At 60.6% G+C, this 19,023-nt stretch carries 17 protein-coding genes; 7 read left to right on the forward strand and 10 right to left on the reverse strand.

The window, feature by feature from the left end:
• Positions 1-14: 14 nt before the first annotated feature.
• The 6 genes from ACP15L_RS11535 to ACP15L_RS11560 form a co-directional block, all read right to left on the reverse strand.
• Positions 15-2,030, reverse strand: coding sequence for a M3 family metallopeptidase (locus ACP15L_RS11535; protein ID WP_425084270.1), 2,016 nt, complete (start codon positions 2,028-2,030; stop codon positions 15-17).
• Positions 2,031-2,092: 62 nt separating this feature from the next.
• On the reverse strand, positions 2,093-3,142 hold the full coding sequence (locus ACP15L_RS11540) for a HesA/MoeB/ThiF family protein (RefSeq protein ID WP_425084271.1): 1,050 nt from the start codon (positions 3,140-3,142) through the stop codon (positions 2,093-2,095).
• Entirely contained in the window at positions 3,142-3,597 is a 456-nt protein-coding gene (gene dut / locus ACP15L_RS11545) for a dUTP diphosphatase (RefSeq protein WP_170642802.1), read from the reverse strand. Before dut ends, ACP15L_RS11540 begins: the two co-directional genes overlap by 1 nt.
• A gap of 16 nt (positions 3,598-3,613) precedes the next feature.
• Positions 3,614-4,810 (reverse strand): bifunctional phosphopantothenoylcysteine decarboxylase/phosphopantothenate--cysteine ligase CoaBC, encoded by a 1,197-nt coding sequence (gene coaBC, locus ACP15L_RS11550; protein WP_425084272.1) that lies wholly within the window; start codon positions 4,808-4,810, stop codon positions 3,614-3,616.
• Between the two features lie 63 nt (positions 4,811-4,873).
• Positions 4,874-5,698 (reverse strand): ChaN family lipoprotein, encoded by an 825-nt coding sequence (locus tag ACP15L_RS11555; RefSeq protein WP_425084273.1) that lies wholly within the window; start codon positions 5,696-5,698, stop codon positions 4,874-4,876.
• Positions 5,695-6,573 (reverse strand): RNA polymerase factor sigma-32, encoded by an 879-nt coding sequence (locus tag ACP15L_RS11560; protein ID WP_170378887.1) that lies wholly within the window; start codon positions 6,571-6,573, stop codon positions 5,695-5,697. Before ACP15L_RS11560 ends, ACP15L_RS11555 begins: the two co-directional genes overlap by 4 nt.
• 99 nt (positions 6,574-6,672) lie before the next feature.
• On the opposite strand from ACP15L_RS11560, the gene cobU reads away from it, so the two are divergent.
• Genes cobU through ACP15L_RS11580 form a run of 4 tightly spaced genes read left to right on the forward strand, consistent with a single transcriptional unit; the run spans position 6,673 to position 10,274 of the window.
• The gene (gene cobU / locus ACP15L_RS11565; protein ID WP_425084274.1) at positions 6,673-7,194 is read left to right on the forward strand and encodes a bifunctional adenosylcobinamide kinase/adenosylcobinamide-phosphate guanylyltransferase; all 522 of its coding nucleotides are present in this window, start codon (positions 6,673-6,675) and stop codon (positions 7,192-7,194) included.
• Positions 7,191-7,769, forward strand: coding sequence for a histidine phosphatase family protein (locus tag ACP15L_RS11570; RefSeq protein WP_425084275.1), 579 nt, complete (start codon positions 7,191-7,193; stop codon positions 7,767-7,769). Before cobU ends, ACP15L_RS11570 begins: the two co-directional genes overlap by 4 nt.
• Before the next feature lie 58 nt (positions 7,770-7,827).
• Complete coding sequence (locus ACP15L_RS11575; protein ID WP_425084276.1) at positions 7,828-8,712, forward strand: glutathione S-transferase; 885 nt, start codon at positions 7,828-7,830, stop codon at positions 8,710-8,712.
• 47 nt (positions 8,713-8,759) lie between these two features.
• On the forward strand, positions 8,760-10,274 hold the full coding sequence (locus ACP15L_RS11580) for a YifB family Mg chelatase-like AAA ATPase (RefSeq protein ID WP_425084277.1): 1,515 nt from the start codon (positions 8,760-8,762) through the stop codon (positions 10,272-10,274).
• A 195-nt stretch (positions 10,275-10,469) separates the two neighbouring features.
• On the opposite strand, the gene gshB is transcribed toward ACP15L_RS11580, so the two are convergent.
• From gshB to rsmI, 3 genes are all read right to left on the reverse strand, one after another.
• A complete protein-coding gene (gene gshB, locus ACP15L_RS11585) occupies positions 10,470-11,402 on the reverse strand; it encodes a glutathione synthase (protein ID WP_425084278.1) in 933 nt (310 codons plus the stop codon).
• A gap of 61 nt (positions 11,403-11,463) precedes the next feature.
• Complete coding sequence (locus tag ACP15L_RS11590; protein WP_170639945.1) at positions 11,464-11,835, reverse strand: YraN family protein; 372 nt, start codon at positions 11,833-11,835, stop codon at positions 11,464-11,466.
• 1 nt (position 11,836) lies between these two features.
• A complete protein-coding gene (rsmI, locus tag ACP15L_RS11595) occupies positions 11,837-12,694 on the reverse strand; it encodes a 16S rRNA (cytidine(1402)-2'-O)-methyltransferase (RefSeq protein WP_425084279.1) in 858 nt (285 codons plus the stop codon).
• Positions 12,695-12,782: 88 nt separating this feature from the next.
• Here rsmI and ACP15L_RS11600 point away from each other — a divergent pair, with 88 nt between their 5' ends.
• From ACP15L_RS11600 to murJ, 3 genes are read left to right on the forward strand one after another with little or no spacing between them, the layout of a single operon-like run.
• Positions 12,783-13,955 (forward strand): penicillin-binding protein activator, encoded by a 1,173-nt coding sequence (locus ACP15L_RS11600; RefSeq protein ID WP_170378902.1) that lies wholly within the window; start codon positions 12,783-12,785, stop codon positions 13,953-13,955.
• Complete coding sequence (locus ACP15L_RS11605; protein ID WP_425084280.1) at positions 13,915-16,734, forward strand: [protein-PII] uridylyltransferase; 2,820 nt, start codon at positions 13,915-13,917, stop codon at positions 16,732-16,734. The genes ACP15L_RS11600 and ACP15L_RS11605 overlap by 41 nt, the downstream gene beginning before the upstream one ends.
• Entirely contained in the window at positions 16,731-18,272 is a 1,542-nt protein-coding gene (murJ, locus tag ACP15L_RS11610) for a murein biosynthesis integral membrane protein MurJ (protein ID WP_425084281.1), read from the forward strand. The genes ACP15L_RS11605 and murJ overlap by 4 nt, the downstream gene beginning before the upstream one ends.
• On the opposite strand, the gene ACP15L_RS11615 is transcribed toward murJ, so the two are convergent.
• Positions 18,273-18,959: a rhomboid family intramembrane serine protease gene (locus ACP15L_RS11615; protein ID WP_425084282.1), complete on the reverse strand. Its 687-nt coding sequence runs from the start codon at positions 18,957-18,959 to the stop codon at positions 18,273-18,275.
• Positions 18,960-19,023 lie beyond the last annotated feature (64 nt).

Genomic DNA, 19,023 nt, shown 5'->3' on the forward strand with positions numbered 1-19,023 from the left:
CGGGGGATAACGGTTTAAGCTGCGATCAGGCCACGCCCTTTCAACAAAGCTTCGACACCCGGCATCCGGCCCCGGAAGGCCAGATACAGCTCCTCAGCCTCGCGCGAGCCGCCGGTGGAGAGAATGTTGTCTTCCAGAGCTTTGGCGCGTTCGGGATCAAATGCACCTCCGGCCTCTTCAAAGGCCTCGAATGCGTCGGCATCCATCACTTCGGACCACATGTAGCTGTAGTAGCCCGAGCTATAGCCATCGCCCGCGAAAACATGCGCGAAATGTGGGGTCGCGTGGCGCATGCCTATGGCTGCGGGCATGCCGATGCTTTCCAGGACCTCGGCCTGTTTCGCCATCGGATCCGCCGGGGCCGCGCCCTCATGGAAGGCCAGATCAACCAAAGCCGAGGCGACATATTCCACCGTCTGGAACCCCTGATCGAAATTCGCGGCTTTCAGCACTTTCTCCAGCATTTCCTGCGGCATTGCCTCGCCTGTGTCCGCGTGGGTGGCGAACTCGGCCAGAACCTCGGGGACCTCCAGCCAATGTTCGTAAAGCTGGCTTGGCAGTTCGACAAAGTCGCGCGCCACGGACGTGCCCGAGATGCTTTCATAGGTCACATTCGACAGCATCTGATGCAGAGCGTGCCCGAACTCGTGGAACAGCGTGCGCGCGTCGTCATAGGACAACAAAGCCGGATCGCCTTTCGCAAAGTTGCAAACGTTGATCACGACCGGAGCCTGTTCTTTGGGGAACTTCGCTTGCTCCCGCATTGCGCTACACCAAGCGCCCGACCGTTTGGACCCACGTGCGAAATAGTCACCGATGAAGACCGCGATATGCTTGCCGTAGCGCGTCACCTCCCACGCCCGGCAATCAGGGTGGTAGAGCGGAACGTCCAGCGGTTTGAACTCCAACCCGAAAAGACGGTTGGCGCAGGCGAACGAGGCCTCGATCATCCGGTCCAGTTGCAGGTAGGGTTTCAGCGCGGCCTCATCCAGATCATGCTCGGCCTTGCGGCGTTTCTCGGCGTAGTAGCGCCAGTCCCACGCCGCCAGAGGGCCGTTGACGCCATCCTCCTGCATCATCGCGGTCAGCATCTCGGCATCTGCGTCGGCGCGCGCCTTCGCAGGCTCCCATACTTGCATCAGCAGGTCGCGGACGCGGTCGGGCGAGCGGGCCATTTCCGTCTCAAGCTTGTAGTCGGCAAAGCTGTTATATCCCAACAGCTTGGCGCGCTCTTCGCGCAGGCTAAGGATTTCGGCGGCGATGTCGCGGTTGTCGGTGTCATCACCATTCGCCCCGCGCGCGGTCCATGCGCGATAGGCTTTTTCCCGCAGGTCGCGACGGGGGGAGAATTGCAGGAACGGCACAATGATCGACCGCGACAGGGTGACTACTGGACCAACAGCGCCCTTTTCCTGACCCGCCGCGCGTGCGGCATCAACAACGAAATCCGGCAGGCCCTGCAGGTCATCCTCGGACAGGTCCATGAACCAGTCGCGCTCATCCGCCAGCAGGTTTTGGGTGAAAGATGTTCCCAGTGACGCCAACCGTGCCTTGATCTCTTGCATCCGGGCGTCCTGCTCGCCCTCCAACGCAGCACCAGCCCGGACAAAACCGCGATGAGACAGCATCAACACGCGGGCCTGTTCGTCGCTCAGGCCCAGTTCGTCGCGCCGCGCCCAGAGGTCAGCCACGCGTTTGAACAGCGCCTTGTTCGAGGATATCCCCGAAAAATGCGCCGCTAGCTTTGGCGAAAATTCCCGCTGCAGCTCTTCTCGTTTCGGATTGCTGTCCGCGCCCGCTACCGTGAAGAAAACCGACAGCACTTTGTCCAGTTGCTCACCCGCCGCCTCAAGCGCTTCGATCGTGTTGGCGAAATTCGGGGCTTCGGCGTTTGTAGCGATCGCGTTGATCTGCGTGTTATGCGCCTGCAGCGCCTCATCTAAAGCGGGGGCGAAATCGTCGTCCGAAATCTTGGCAAAAGGGGCGAGTTCGAACGGAGTGGTCCAGTCGGACAGGATCGGGTTGGTCATTCAGATCTCCTTTGCCCACAACCTAGGAAGGGCCGATCAGATGATCCAGAGCAACACTGCGTTTATTCGCCACCCGCACCGCAAATCGGGCAGTCAGAACGCTTGGACAGGGTGATCTTGCGGCTTTCACCATAAAGCGCGTCATAGATCAGCATTTCGCCGCGCAGCGCTTGGCCAGCCCCGGTGATGACCTTGATCGCCTCAACCGCCATCATGGAGCCAACCACACCCGGCAAGGGGCCGATCACGCCTGCCTCGGAACAGGACGGGGCCAGACCGGCTGCGGGGGCTTCGGGGAAAATACACTGGTAGCAGGGGGCACCCATGGCCGGGTCGAAGACGCTCAGCTGCCCTTCCCATTGCGACAACGCGCCCGAGATCAGCGGTTTGCCCAAAGCAACGGCCGTGCGATTGGCCAGATAGCGGGTTTCGAAATTGTCGGTACCATCCAGGATCAGATCAAAGTCGCCTAATAGGTCTCGCGCGATCTCTTCACTCAGGCGCCGATTGTAGGGCAGGACGGTGACGTTGGGGTTCTGCGCCTCCATCGCCTGCTGGGCCGAGAAAACTTTGGGCATTCCGATATCGGCATCGCGGTGGATGACCTGACGCTGAAGGTTGGCGTTTTCGACCACGTCGTCGTCGATCACTCCGATCGTGCCCACACCCGCTGCAGCCAGATACTGCAAGGCCGGAGCGCCGAGACCCCCGGCCCCAATCACCAGCACGCGAGCCTTTTTTAACCGTTTCTGCCCCGGTCCACCCAGTTCGCGCAGAACGATATGGCGGGCATAGCGGTCCAGCTCTGTTTGAGTGAACCGGTCCGAGGGTTTGGCCTCGGCCTGATCCGCTTCGGGCTGCGCCCGATTTCGCAGCGCTTTCAGCCCCTTGCCATAGACCACAACCAGAACGGCCGCCCCGGCCAGCGTCAGCCACAGCGCTGCCGATCCTCCTGTTGCTTCGCGCAGAGGATGACCGCTCGGCAAAACCAGATGCGACAGGATCACCCCGACCATAAGCACACTGACCGAAGTCACACGCGCCGTCCGGGACACGCCCGCTATATAGCCGACGCCCCAAAGACCTGCGGCAAGGACTAGAACCAGCAACATCAGCCGCGCCCGGTTGAGCCGAACCCGCCCGACCCACGCTCGGTCTCGCCGAGGTTTTCGGTCAGTTCGAACGTGGCCTGCACGACAGGCGCAACGATAAGCTGCGCGATACGTTCTCCGTGGGTGACCTCGAACCGGTCTTGCCCTGCGTTCATCACAATCACACCCAGCGGGCCGCGATAGTCGCTGTCGATGGTCCCCGGCGTATTGGGCAGGGTGATGCCGTGCTTCAATGCCAAGCCGGACCGCGGACGGACCTGCACCTCATACCCCGCTGGGATTTCGATCCGCAGGCCGGTTGGGACAAGGGCGCGCTGCCCGGGCTCCAGGAAAATAGACGCGCCTTCGGGCAGGTTGGCGCGCACATCAGCGCCGGCTGCGCCTGAGGTCACATATGAAGGCAGTGGAACAGTGGCGTCTGCCCCCTCTTCCCGGATCACGCGGATAACTACCATCTGTATTCCTTCTGTCTTATCCGGCCAGCGCGTCAGCGATCTTTTGTGCCAGACGCGCGGCGACCATGTCTTTGCCCATACGCGGCCAGCTCTCGGCCCCTTGATCCGAGATCAGGACGACCGCATTTTCCGATCCCCCCATGATGCCGGTTGCCGGACTGACGTCGTTTGCCACGATCCAGTCGCATCCCTTGCGGGCGCGCTTTGCCGTCGCGTTGTCGATCACATCGTCGGTTTCCGCCGCAAAACCCACAACCAGATCAGGGCGACCCGCACCCATCTGCGAGACGCGTTTCAGGATGTCGGGATTCTCGGCGAACTCCAGCGAGGGCAGACCATCACGGCTTTTCTTTAGTTTCCGATCCGAGGCGGTGGCCACTTTCCAGTCGGCGACTGCTGCGGCAAACACTCCTGCATTCACAGGGAGCGCCGCATCCACTGCGTCCGACATCTGCTGTGCTGTCTCGACCTGCACGACCTGCACGCCTTGGGGCGGCGGAACGTCGGCGGGACCAGTGACAAAAACCACATCAGCCCCAAGCGCCGCCAAGGCGCGGGCAACGGCAGTCCCCTGCGCCCCGGATGAGCGGTTGGCGATGTAGCGCACCGGATCAATCGGTTCATGCGTTGGGCCGGAGGTTACAAGAATACGTTTACCCTTCAACGGCCCGTCGGCCAGGTGCGCCTCAACGGCGGCAACGATCTCTAGCGGTTCGGACATCCTGCCCGCGCCATATTCGCCACAGGCCATGTCGCCCTCGTTGGGTCCTACAAAGCGGATGCCGTCCTGCTGCAACTGCTTCAGATTGCGCTGGGTCGCCGGGTGGTCCCACATACGCACATTCATGGCAGGTGCACACAGAACGGGCGTGTCAGTGGCCATCAGAAGGGTCGAGGCCAGATCGTTGGCCAATCCTGCCGCCATCTTGCCCATCATATCTGCGGTAGCTGGGGCAACGACGATCAGGTCAGCGGAGCGCGACAGTTGAATATGCCCCATCTCGGCTTCGTCCGTCAGGTCGAAGAGATCTCGATACGCTTTCTGACCGGCGAGTGCGGAAACCGACAAAGGCGTCACGAACTCCTCGGCAGCGCGGGTCAAAACGGGAGTGACTTGCGCACCGTGCTCTTGCAGCCGTCGGATTAGATCGAGCGACTTATAGGCCGCAATGCCACCGCCGATGATCAGCAGAATGCGTTTGGATGCCAGCATGTTCAGCCCTTCCCGTCCCGGTCGGTCCCGACATTAGGCAAGGCCACCGGGTAGTTCCAGCGGTTAATTCTGCGTCTCAAACGCTTTGCAAGGGTCTTCACGCTCGATTTCCGGGCTATCGATCACCGCATCAAAGGTTCCGTCGATTGCGCCGCCTTCGGACTGGCCTAGCACAAAGACCTTCAGCCCCGGCTTCAGGCGCGACAGAAAGGTCGGGATACCCCGGTCAGTCCTAGCGTGGCCATTGCCGGTGATTACAGCAATCGGACCACCGGTTTCCTCGTCCGCGCGCAGGATCGCACGGGTCAGCACAGCGTCTCGCAGACGTTGGATCGAGACCATTTGTGGCAACATTTCGGCCGGCAGAGCATCGCAATGGGCGGCCAGTTGATCCGCCTCGCGCGCGGCCTGATCTTCGGGCGAAAGCGGAACGGTCAGGCCATAGCGCGCGGCGTCGGCGCCAAGGGCCGTGGCCGCGCCTTTTTCCATCGCAGCGCGCGCAGCTGTGCGTGGAACCATGGCCCCATAGACCGGCGCGTCCGAGGCCTGAAAGACTGGGTAATACATACTCAGTGGGGGCCAGCCAGACTCCGCCCAGCGCAGGATCCGAGACAATTCTTCGGGGTTGGAGGCGGCGGTCTGCGCCAGACGCTGCGCGCCTTCTTCGGTGACCATTTCCCACACCACCGCCGACGGAGCAATCGCGCCCAACGCCTCGGTCTGCACAAGGTGGTGACGCGGATTATCGTGGATTTCACCAAGGATCACCACATCTGCGTCCTGCATAGCTGCAAGGACATCCTCGGGGATCAACTCACCGGCTTGGACCGGGCGCAATGCGCTGGCTGTAGACGCCAGCACACACAGCAGAATCGCAAATCTTGTCATGCGATGAAGTGTTGCACCTCACGCGATTGGGCTTCAAGGTTCTTGCGCATCTTGGTGAAGGCTGCGGCCTCAAGCTGCCGTACACGTTCCTTCGACAGACCCAGCTCATTTCCCAAGCTTTCAAGGGTCCGGGCCGGTTCACGCAGCTTGCGTTCACGCACGATAAATCTTTCGCGGTCATTAAGAGATTGCATCGCCATCAGCAACCATTCGCGCAGCTGCTCGGTGTCGTGGCGATGTTCAACCGCCTCGGCGGCCTGCTCACGATCATCTTCCAGCGCATCAATCCACTCACGCCCATCTTCATCGGCCGATTGCACCGCGTTGAGCGAAAAATCCGAGCCGGATAGACGCCCCTCCATCATCTCGACATCGCGCAAGGGGACGCCGATTTCCGTCGCAATCATCTGGTGCAGCTGATGCCGATCCAGCTCTTGCCCCTCGGTGGCGGCTTCGCGCTCCAACCGGGCCTGAACGCGGCGCATGTTGAAGAACAGAGATTTCTGGGATGAGGTCGAACCGGTCCGCACCATCGACCAGTTACGCATCACATAGTCCTGAATGCTCGCCTTGATCCACCACACCGCGTAGGTCGAGAACCGCACGCCGCGATCCGGGTCAAACTTGTCGGCGGCTTTCATCAATCCAAGACCGGCCTCTTGGATAAGATCATTCATCGGAGCGCCGTAGCGCTTGAACTTGGCCGCCATCGAAATAGCTAGACGCATGTAGGCGGTGATCAGTCGGTGCAGTGCTTGTTCGTCGCGATTGTCGCGCCACGCATAGGCCAGTTGCAATTCGGTTTCCGCGTCCAGCAGTTCGGCCTTCATCGCTTTGCGGGACATCGAGAAATCGGATGCGTTGTCCAGTGCCATGAAACTCTCCCTTTTTGCAGGCATCAGCCGGGCTTGCCTTGCCGACTTAGGGTCGATACGCAGATCATCACCAAGTGGATCACCAGAAAGGTAAGAATTGTGACCGCCAATTTAACCTTTGTGCTGGGTGGGGCTGCATCAGGTAAGTCGGCCTACGCCGAACAACTGATTGTAACTTCAGGGAAAAGCCGGATCTATCTTGCGACATCACAAGTGTTTGATGGCGAGATGCAGCGAAAGGTCGATCGCCACATCGAACAACGCGGGTCCGGCTGGGAAACCATCGAGGCACCGCTGGCCCTTGCCCCGGTTTTGGCCGAACTCAGCCCAGATCACGCCTGCCTGATTGATTGCGCCACGATGTGGCTGACCAATCATCTGCTGGCCGAGAACGATCTGGATCAGGCCCAAGCCCAACTGCTGAGCGCCCTGCGCAGCTGCCCGGCGCAGCTTGTGATCGTCTCGAATGAGGTTGGTCATGGCATCGTGCCCGAAAACGCCCTCGCCCGCCGGTTCCGTGAAGCGCAGGGTCGGTTGAACATCGCGCTTGCGGCGCAGGCCGACCTGGTGGTTCAGATAACGGCGGGGCTGCCCATGGTCTTGAAGGGACACTTGCCATGACACGTCTGCACCTGGTCCGCCATGGTCCCACCCATGCCAAAACGATGGTCGGCTGGTCCGATCTCCCGGCCGATCTGAGCGATCATGCCGCGTTGCAGCGGTTGCACGATCACATCCCTGCGGACGCGGTTGTTGTCTCATCCGACCTGTCGCGCGCGGCGGATACGGCAACGGCGATCCAAGGCCAGCGCCTGCGCCTGCCCCACCACCCAGACCTGCGCGAGATCAACTTCGGCACATGGGAGCTGCGCGGTTTCGCCGAGATCGAAGCCGAAGACCCCGAGCTTGCCTTTGCCTATTGGGACAATCCCGGCGAAGTGCGCCCTCCAAACGGAGAAAGCTGGAACGAGGTCCGTGCGCGGGTCGACAAAACCGTGGATACACTGATGGCCGCACATGCGGGCGCGGATCTCGTCATTGTTGCCCATTTCGGAGTGATCTTGACGCAAGTACAGCGCGCTTTGAATATTGAGGCGCAACAAGCGTTTTCACACCGGATCGACAACCTGTCGGTCACCCAGATCGCCCATCACGCGGGCGAATGGTCCGTTGGTGCCATCAATCATCTTCCGTGATCCCGCAGGTCACAAATCACTAATTTACGAGCGCTTCCGGCTCCGCCATCCTTTGATCATGACCTATGATCTCTTTATCGGTGACCGCCTGTTTTCCAGCTGGTCCATGCGCGGCTGGTTGATGCTCGAGAAGTTCAGCCTGCCCTATCGCAGCCACTTGGTTGGCCTCTATTCCGGCACCATGGCCACGGATATGGAACCCCTTGTTCCGGCCCGTCTGGTTCCCGCTCTGCGTCTGCCCGATGGTACGGTTGTGGGCGAAAGCCTAGCGCTGGCCGAGACATTGGCTGAACGGCACCCCGAAGCTGGCCTTTGGCCTTCAGACCCCGCCGCGCGCGCAACCGCCCGTTGGCTCTGCGCCGAAATGGTCGCGGGTTTTGCCACGCTGCGCGGGGAGTGCCCGATGCAGTTGGCGCATGTCTGGAAAGGTTTCCAGCCGTCACCGGACACTTTGAAAGACCTCGCCCGGATTGAGACGCTTTGGGCGCATGCCCGGGCGATCTCGGGCCAGTCAGAGGGGCCGTTGTTCGGAGCCTACTCGCTGGCCGATGTCTTCTACACCCCTGTCGCGGCTCGGATCATTGGATATGATCTGCCAGTCTCAGCCGAAAGTCGCAACTATTGCCTGAGCTTGCTGTCAGACACATCGGTCCGACAATGGCGCGCGATGGGACTGACCGTTCAATACAATCCGTACCCCTACCCGGAATATTCCCCCTCGGCCCACTGGCCTGTTGGAGAACCGTCCGAGGCACGACCCGCCGAAGAAGGCCCCTCGGTCAACGCGCACTGTCCGTATTCCGGCGATCCGGTCACCGATTTCCTCGACCTCGACGGCCAACGCTGGGGGTTCTGCAACACGTTCTGCCGCGACAAAACAGTCGCCGACCCGGGCGCATGGCCCAAATTCACCGCAATGCGCGCAGCCGTTAACCATTCTTAAACCTCGGCCATGGCAGCAACGTCCTGTTAACCAAGAATAGGATTGCCATGGTTGCCCGCGCTCACACGGTTGCGTTTCAAGGGGTTGATGCCCGCCCGGTCGAGGTGCAATGCGCCGTCTCACCGGGCCTACCCGCCTTTTCAATCGTCGGTCTGCCGGACAAAGCAGTGTCCGAGGCCCGAGATCGAGTGCGCAGTGCGCTTGGCTCCATGGCCATCGCCTTGCCGTCCAAACGCATCACCATCAACCTGTCCCCCGCCGACCTGCCCAAAGAGGGTAGCCATTTCGACCTTCCCATCGCCGTCGCCCTCCTGTCCGCTTTGGAGATCATCCCAGCAGACGCGGCCGAGGGCACTGTTGCCTTGGGCGAACTATCCTTGGATGGGTCGCTGGTTCCGGTCGTAGGCGCTTTGCCTGCCGCGATGACGGCGGCGGCCGAGAATCGCGCCCTGCTCTGCCCCCGCGCCTCAAGCGCCGAGGCTGCCTGGGTAGACGCCACTCAGGTCATCGGAGCCGGTTCGCTGGGCGACGTGGTGCGCCATTTTTCCGGTCAGGCCCCGTTGGCTGCGGCCACACCGGGCGAAGTCAGCCTGTCCTCCAACACTCGCGATCTGCGCGATGTCAAAGGACAGGAACGTGCCAAACGCGCATTAGAGATCGCTGCGGCAGGGCGTCACCACTTGATCATGATCGGCACGCCGGGATCGGGCAAATCCATGCTCGCCGCGCGCCTGCCCGGAATACTGCCACCTTTGACCCCGGTGGAGGCGCTGGAAACATCGATGATCCAATCCCTATGCGGGTTATTGGACGAAGGCGGCATCAACCGGACGCGGCCCTTTCGCGAACCGCATCACACGGCCTCGATGGCGGCGATTGTCGGCGGCGGACGCGGTGCAAAACCCGGAGAAATCTCTCTGGCCCATAACGGGGTGTTGTTCATGGACGAGTTCCCCGAATTCCCTCGCACCGTTTTGGAAACCCTGCGCCAACCGATCGAAACCGGAGAGGTCATGGTCGCCCGCGCCAACGCCCATGTGAAGTACCCCTGCCGTTTCATGCTGGTCGCGGCAGCCAACCCGTGCAAATGCGGGTACCTGACCGATCCGTCCCGCGCTTGTTCCCGCGCACCGGGCTGTGGCGAAGACTACCTGAACCGCATCTCCGGCCCTTTGATGGACAGGTTCGATATGCGCATCGAGGTGCCTCCGGTAGCGTTCACCGACCTTGATCTGCCGCCGTCTGGCGACAGTTCGGCCACCGTGGCCACGCGTGTGGAACAGGCACGTGCTATTCAGGCCGCTCGGTTCGAAGGTCACGAGGGCGTACGCCAAAACGCTGATATCGAAGGTAAATTTCTGGAAGAGGTCGCCGCCCCAGATGCTGAGGGCAAAGAGCTGTTGCTCAAGGCCGCCGACCGGTTCGGCCTGTCAGCACGCGCATTTCACCGCATCCTACGGGTCGCGCGAACCATAGCTGACCTGGATGGCTCCGCTGATATCCGGCGACCGCACGTGGCCGAAGCGCTAAGCTTTCGGATCAGCGCAAGGGCCGTGGCTTAGATGTTCGCCCTCAGTATGTTGCGAGGCCGATTGGGAAAAAAACGGCGGAACCGATCATTGCCCTTCGTCCTAGACAAGCCCCGCAGTTCCTCGCTTGCGCCATGTTCAAGCGAGGAACTCGACCTTCAGTGCGACCGTGCATTCCAATGAACGGACCGCATCGAACACCTAAGCGCCGCCCAACGCCTGTAGCGCTTAGACTTTAGCCTCAATCGCCTGCCAGATCTTTTCGGCGATGTTCTCACCGTTGAAGCGCTCAAGCTCCTGAATGCCAGTGGGGGAGGTGACGTTGATCTCGGTCAGGTAGTCTCCGATCACGTCAATCCCGACAAAAATCTGGCCTTTTTCCTTTAGTAGAGGGCCTATGGCCGCGCAGATTTCGAGATCCCGCTCGGTCAAACCGATCTTTTCGGGTCGCCCGCCAACATGCATATTGGAACGCGTCTCACCTTCGGCCGGGACGCGGTTGATGGCACCCACCGGCTCTCCATCCACGAGAATCACGCGTTTATCGCCGCTCTTCACATCTGGCAGGAATTTCTGAACGATCAACGGCTCGCGCGAGAATCCGGTGAACAGCTCATACAGCGAGGTCAGGTTGCGGTCATTGGCATCCAACCGGAACACCCCAGCCCCTCCATTTCCATAGAGAGGTTTCAGGATGATGTCCTGATGCTTGTCCTTGAAGGCCTTGATGGTCTGCATATCCCGCGCAATCGTGGTCGGAGGGGTCAATTCGGGGAAATCCAGAACCAGCAGTTTTTCGGGGTAATTGCGTACCCAGAACGGGTCATTGACCACCAATGTCTGCCCCTTCAACCGATCCAGCAGATGCGTCGAGGTGATGTAATGCATGTCGAACGGCGGGTCCTGACGTAGCCACACCACGTCAAACTCAGCCAGATCAACTTCACGCTCGGGACCGAGGACCGCGGGGTCTCCGGCAACGCGCTGAACCTGCATGTCTTGTCCTCGCGCGGTGATCCGCCCCTCCTGATAGGCCAATTGATCCGGCCCGTAGAAGAACAGCTCATGCCCGCGGGCCTGTGCCTCTTCCGCGAGGCGGAAAGAGCTGTCGGCGTTGATATCCACGGCCCCGATCGGGTCCATTTGAAAGGCGATTTTCATGGCATGTCCCTCAACTTCACGCCAGATACATGGCGCAGCAGGCCGAGGGGTTCAATGGTGCTTAGACCGGTCCGAAGGCGTTTTCGATGATTTGAACAGCGCCCGTGCCATCGACCAGCGCCGCGTCGAACCGAACATTCGTCAATTGCCCGCCGGGTTCATTTTCAAGAAACTGCGCCGCTGATGCGCAGATACGCTGGGTCTGCCGTGGGGTGATCCGAGCCGCAGCCCTGTCGAAACTGGTGCTTTTCTTGACCTCAATGAAAACGAGCCCTTCGTCACCCCGCGCAATCAGGTCAATCTCACCCCCGGCACCGCGCCAGCGTCTGTGAGCGATCGAGAATCCGCGGCGTTCGTAGTCGGCTGCAACCCGCAATTCCGCAGATTGCCCCGCATGATAAGATACCGACCCCCGCACCGCACGCTGCGTCATGTCATCCCTTTCCCAGTTTGAGAGCCTGCTGGTAAATGGGACGTCTGGGAAGTTCATACATCTTTGACACCAAATCCGCCGCATCCCGAACCGAATGGGTTTGCAAGGCCTGTTTCAATGCCTCTTCTACGTCAGATTCGTTAACGCTTGGCGAATGGCTGCGATCCACGAGCAGAACGACCTCACCCTTGGGGGTTTGGTCTCGGTAGGCCTCTGCCAGGTCTTGCAAAGAGCCACGTCGAACTTCCTCGAACTTCTTCGTCAGTTCGCGGCACAAAGCCGCCTGCCGGTCGGAGCCGAGGATGTCGGACAGATCGGACAAGCATCCAGCGACGCGCTTGGGTGATTCGTAGAACACCAGTGTTCCGGGAATATCCCGCAACGCCTCGATTCGGCTGCGACGAGCGCCCGACGCATTCGGCAAAAAACCCGCGAAAAAGAACGCATCCGTTGGCAGGCCCGCCAATGTCAGCGCCGTCAGCACGGCGGACGGGCCCGGTGCGCAAGTGACGGTGTGCCCGGCCTCGGCCGCCTGCCGCCCTAAATCGTAGCCCGGGTCGGCGATTAGCGGCATACCGGCCTCGGACGCATAGGCAACGGATTGCCCTGCGGCCAAAGCATCCATGATCTTGCCGCGTGCGCCCGCTCCGCTGTGGTCGTGATAGGCCTGAATGCGTCGCCCGCCCAAGGGGATACCGTGGATTTCCATCAACCGGCGCAGACTACGGGTGTCTTCTGCGGCGATCATGTCGGCCGAAGCCAGCACATCCAACGCTCTGAGCGTAATATCGCGCGCTGTACCGATCGGAGTGGCAACAAAATACAGGCCAGCAGCCAAACTTATGTTTTGGAAATTCAAAGCTGGACCCTCACAGCGTGACGTTTATTATCGCGGCTCGATAGAACAGCAGCGTCGCAAGCCGCCGGATCAGGGAGTTTTCTTTTAGATGTTTACCGTTTGCAAGTCCGTAAGCAAGTTGGCCAAAACCACGATCGCCCTGACCACCGCCGTTTTTCTGGCCGCATGTGAAACTACTGGCGTCGGCGGAGGCCCCTCGATCAACACCTCGGAACCGGTGCCCGTTGCGCTTCTGGTTCCGCGCGGATCAGGCCAGTCTGGCGACGCAGCGCTGGCGCAAAGCCTTGAAAATGCAGCACGTCTGGCGATGTCGGACCTGCCGAACGTTACGATCGACCTGCGTGTATATGATACGGCAGGCAATGCCGGCACGGCCTCAGGCGTGGCGCAACAGGCTGTGGCGGATGGGGCCAAGATCATCATCGGGCCGGTCTATGCACAAGCCGCCAACGCGGCCGGCCTTGCGGTGCTGAACAACAACGTGAACGTCCTGTCCTTCTCGAACAACACCAGCATCGCGGGTGGAAATGTCTTTGTACTGGGGCCGACATTCCAGAACACGGCAAATCGACTGGCCAATTATGGCGGAAGACAGGGCAAGACCGGAGCAATCATCGTACACAGCAATGACGCAGCCGGAGAGGCCGGCCGCTCGGCCATTGCCAATGCGCTGGCCAGCAGCAGCATGAACAACGCTGGCAGCGTCGGTTACGACCGGTCGCAGCAGGGCGTGATCAACGCGGTGCCCAACATCAAGTCCGCCATGGATTCGACGGGGGCGGACTCGGTCTTCCTGACTGCAACCACCGCAGGCGCGCTGCCCTTGTTCTCGCAATTGTTGCCCGAAGCGGGGGTTTCGCCATCGACCTCCCAGTATATCGGTCTGACACGGTGGGACATTCCGGCCCAAACGCTGGAACTGCCCGGCGTTCAGGGCGGTTGGTTTGCCCTGCCTGATCCCGCAAAAGCGCAGGCCTATCGTCAGCGCTACAATGCGACCTATGGCGAAGCACCTCATCCGATCAGCGGATTGGCCTATGATGGGATCGCCGCGATCGGGGCGCTTGTCAGCCAAGGCAAATCGAACGCTCTGACCGGGGCTGCGCTGACGCAGAGCGCCGGTTTCCAGGGTGTTGGCGGCATCTTCCGCCTGCGCTCGGACGGTACCAATGAACGCGGTCTGGCGGTTGCCACGATCCAGAACAAACAGGTGGTTGTGATTGACCCTGCCCCTCAAAGCTTCTCAGGGGCCGGTTTCTGACCAGCCTCACCTGACTGCAGTGCCTGAAAACACACTAATCTGCCCGCCAGAGGATATTTTCGACAGTGCCCGCGTTGACGCTCAGCTTGCTGCGACGTTCGAGGCAGGTACTGACAATTCCGCGTTGCGTGCTGAAACGGTGCGTATTCTGCGTGGTGCACAAAAGGCCGGGCGCGCTGCCATCGCCGAGGCGTTTGCCGCCCGCCCATTCGAAGCGCGCCCTCTGACCCGGTCCTATACCTACCTTACGGATTGTCTGGTCGGCACCGCGATGCGCGTGGCAAGCAAGCATCTGCACCCTCTGGCCACCCCGACGCAGGGAGAACGCATCGCTGTTCTGGCGGTCGGCGGCTATGGGCGCGGTGAGATGGCACCCGCATCAGACGTCGATCTGCTGTTCCTGACGCCCTACAAGATCACCGCTTGGGCCGAGAGCGTGATTGAATCCATGCTCTATATCCTATGGGATCTGCGCCTGAAGGTCGGCCATTCCTCACGCACGATCAAGGATTGCCTGCGTTTGGGGACCGAAGATTTCACCATCCGCACCGCGATGCTGGAACAGCGCTATCTGGCTGGTGATAAGAATCTAGCCAAGGAGCTGGACCAACGCCTCAAGGCCGATCTGTTCAAGGGCACTGAGCGTGAGTTCATCGAGGCCAAACTTCAGGAACGCGACGAACGCCACCTGAAACAGGGCCAGCGCTATGTGGTCGAACCCAATGTGAAAGAGGGCAAAGGCGGGCTGCGCGATCTACAGTCGCTCTACTGGATAGCGAAATACATCTACGGTGTGCAAGACGTGGCCGAGCTGGTCCCGCTGGGCCTGTTCACACCCGATGAATTCAAGACCTTTGCCGAGGCCGAGAATTTCCTTTGGGCCGTGCGCTCGCACCTGCATCTGGTCACAGGTCGCCCGACCGAACAGCTGACCTTCGACATGCAGGTCGAGGTTGCGGCGCGCATGGGCTATGAAGATCGGGCCGGGCGGCGAGCCGTCGAAGTGTTCATGCAGCGGTATTTCCGCCATGCCACCAGCGTAGGGGAATTGACACGGATCTTCCTGACCAAGCTGGAAGCCCTGCACATGAAAGGTGCTCCGCTGCTGGAGCGGATTTTCCGCCGCCGCCCTCGGGTCAAACCCGGGTACAGCATGGTTCATGGTCGTCTGGACATTGCCGATCCGGATACATTCCTGACCGACAAGCTGAACATGTTGCGCCTGTTCGAGGAAGGCCTGCGCACAGGCATGCTGATCCATCCGGATGCTATGCGGCTGGTCACGGCCAATCTGCACCTGATCGACGAAGATATGCGCAACGACAAGGAAGCCCAGCGTATCTTCCTCGACCTGATGCTGAAACATGGCAACCCGGAACGCGCCCTGCGCCGGATGAACGAACTTGGGGTGCTATCAGCCTTCATACCCGAGTTCGAACCCATCGTAGCAATGATGCAGTTCAATATGTATCACAGCTACACGGTGGACGAGCATATCATCCAGTGCATCGTCAACCTCGCCCAGATCGAACGCGGAGAGCTTGTTGAATCGCTGCCGCTGGCGTCCTCGATCCTTGAAGGGGGCGTGAACCGCAAGGTCCTCTATGTTGCGCTGCTGTTGCACGATATCGCCAAGGGCCGGCCTGAAGATCACTCGATCCTCGGGGCACAAATCGCGCGGAAAGTGGCACCCAGGCTGGGGCTGAACAAATCCGACGCCGAAACCGTCGAATGGCTCGTGCGCTATCACCTGCTGATGTCGGACATGGCGCAGAAACGCGATATCTCGGACCCTCGGACCGTACGGGATTTTGCCAAGGCTGTGCAAACGGTCAAACGGCTGGATCTGCTGACCGTGCTGACCGTCTGTGACATTCGCGGTGTCGGGCCCAATACGTGGAACAACTGGAAAGCAACGTTGCTGCGCGCGCTGCATGCGGAAACCAAACGTGCCTTGGAAACCGGCATGGAGGATCTGAACCGTGCCAATCGCGGGGCCGAGGCCAAGAAACTTCTGCGCGCAGAACTGGCCGAATGGTCCAAGGCCGATCTGAAGACGGAAACCGGGCGGCACTATGCTCCGTACTGGCAGGGCCTGAACGTCTCGACCCATGTGGAATTTGCCGAGATGCTACGGGCGCTGGAACACAGCGGCGATCCCGGCGCGATGGAAATCCGCCTGCACCCGGACGAGGATCGAGACGCCACCCGCGCCTGCTTTGCCATGGGTGATCACCCCGGTATCTTTGCGCGGATCGCCGGGGCCTTGGCCTTGGTCGGTGCTAACGTCGTGGATGCCCGCAGCTACACGACCAAGGATGGCTATGTAACGGATGCGTTCTGGATACAGGATGCCGAAGGTCACCCGTTCGAAGCCAGCCGTCTGCCGCGTCTGACCCAGATGATTCACAAAACGCTGAAAGGCGAGGTCGTGGCCCGCGACGCGCTGAAATCGCGCGACAAGATCAAGAAACGCGAACGCGCTTTCAACGTGCCGACCCATATCACCTTTGACAATGACGGGTCCGAGATCTACACGATCATCGAGGTCGATACCCGCGACCGCCCCGGCTTGCTTTATGACCTGACGCGCACGCTGGCAGCGGCCAATGTCTATATCGCCAACGCCGTGATCGCGACCTATGGCGAGCAGGTGGTGGATACATTCTACGTCAAGGACATGTTCGGGCTGAAATACCACTCGGAAAGCAAACAGCGCGGGCTTGAGACCAAACTGCGCAAAGCCATCACCGAGGGCGCCGAGCGCGCGGCCTCATGAAGCAGATCCGGCTGTTTTCCGGCTTTTTCACGGTCGGCTTCTGGACGTTGGCCAGCCGCATTCTGGGCTTTCTGCGTGAAATTCTGCTGACCGCTTTCATCGGCCCCGGACCAGTGATGGACGCCTTTGTCGCGGCTTTTCGTCTGCCCAACATGTTCCGCCGCTTCTTTGCCGAAGGCGCATTCAACGCGGCTTTCGTGCCGATGTTTTCCAAACGGCTAGAGGGCGGAGAGAACGCGCAAGAGTTCGCGCAAGACGCTTTCAACCTGTTGGTCGCCGCGGTATTGGCCCTGGTCGGGCTGGCGATGGTGTTCATGCCCGGCCTCGTCTGGCTGACGGCCGAGGGGTTTTACGGCGATGAACGCTTCGATCTGGCGGTCGACTATGGCTATGTCGTCTTCCCCTATATTCTGTTCATGTCGCTGGCGGCGCTGTTTTCGGGCGTTCTGAACGCAACGGGGCGATTTGCAGCCGCCGCCGCAGCGCCCGTTCTTCTGAACATCTTCGCCTGCACCGCCCTGATCGCTGGCGCGATATCCGGAGGTGAGGTTATTCGCTGGCTCATCGCCGTGATCCCTGTGGCAGGTGTGGCGCAGTTGGCGTTGGTCTGGGTCGCCACCGAACGCGCCGGTATCCGCATACGCTTCGGTCTGCCACGCCTGACGCCCGAGATGCGGAATATGGTCCGTATCGCCGTACCCGCCGCCTTGGCCATGGGGGTGACGCAGGTCAATCTGGTCGTAGGGCAACTTGTGGCCTCAAAAACCGAGAAAGCCGTCAGCTGGTTATTTGCAGCAGATCGTCTGTATCAGCTGCCTCTTGGCGTCGTCGGGATCGCCATCGGAATCGTTCTGCTGCCCGACCTGTCTCGCCGCTTGCGCGCGGATGACAAAGCGGGCGCGCGCAATGCGTTTTCGCGGGCCGGAGAGTTCATGTTGCTGCTCACCCTGCCCTCGACCGTAGCCTTCCTGATCATCCCGAACCCGCTGGTGTCAGTCCTGTTTCAGCGGGGCCAGTTCACCGCTGAGGACACAGCCGCCACAGCCCTGGCCGTTGCGATCTATGGCATCGGCCTACCCGCATTCATGCTGCAGAAGCTGCTGCAACCGCTGTATTTCGCGCGCGAGAATACGCGGTCTCCGTTCCACTATGCTTTGGTGGCAATGATCATCAACGCGGCGCTTGCCTTTGGCCTTTACCCGATTTTCGGATGGATTGCCCCTGCCGTTGCGGCCTCTACCGCTGGCTGGGCCATGGTTGGCCTACTGGCCTTTGGCGCGCGGAATATGGGCGATGAGACGCGGTTCGACGACCGCTTCCGGCGGCGCGCGGGGCGGATCATCTTGGCATCGGTCGGGATGGGCGTGGTGTTGTTTGCCGCTATTCAACTCTTCGGCTGGACGCTTGATGTGCCCGGGTGGCGCTATTTGGCTCTGCTTGCGCTGATCATGGTTGCAGCGGTCAGCTACTTCGCATTCGGCCACCTGTTGGGGGCATTTAGACTGTCCGAGTTCAAAACGGCCCTGCGCCGGTCTTGATCACTCGCGCCGGATGCGGCCCTTGATACGCGCCCAACCACCCGGCGCCAAAAAGAAGGAAAGGCCGAACCCGGTGGCAAAACCGCCCAGATCGGCCACCCAGTCACCTGTGCCTCCAAAGAGCAGGCCAAACAGCAGCTGAATGCCCATCAGCACGGCGATCAACTGAAACGCCCGCGCCTGATTGGCCCCAACCAACGAGAGCTTGCGCCAAAGCAGCCAAGTAAACGCCCCGATCAGCCCATAGACCGGAGGGAACCCTCCGACCAGCGGATAAGACGGGTCCAGAAACAGCGCATACGCGAGCGCGCCACCGACACCCGACAGAACGAAGATCAGCAGCATCGGAAAGCCGCCAAAGACCTCACCCACCATCTTGCCCATGGCCAGCACGAAAACGCAGACAAACACCGCCTGCGTAAAACTGCCCGAAACGAACGGATAAGTCACAAAACGGATGACATGCTCGAACGGCCAGCGCCCGTTTTGCACCATCCAATCGAAGATATCGGCCGAGAACGCGTAGCTCTGCAGCGCATCCAGCCTCCACCCGACCGCGCCTAGCCCTCCGACCAGACCCCGAGCGCCCAGCGTAAACGCCAGTTCGATCCCCATGATGAACAGAACCAAGGCCACCACGAGGGGCGGCAGAGGGTTCACGGCGGATGTATAATTCTCACTGCTCATTGGGCTGGCCTTTCGCGGCTGTTGACGTCCCTTGGCCTCATGGGTAAGCGACGAGGGCTGATTT

Origin of the sequence: Ruegeria profundi, from assembly GCF_049800715.1 — a bacterium.
GTDB lineage: Bacteria > Pseudomonadota > Alphaproteobacteria > Rhodobacterales > Rhodobacteraceae > Ruegeria > Ruegeria profundi_A.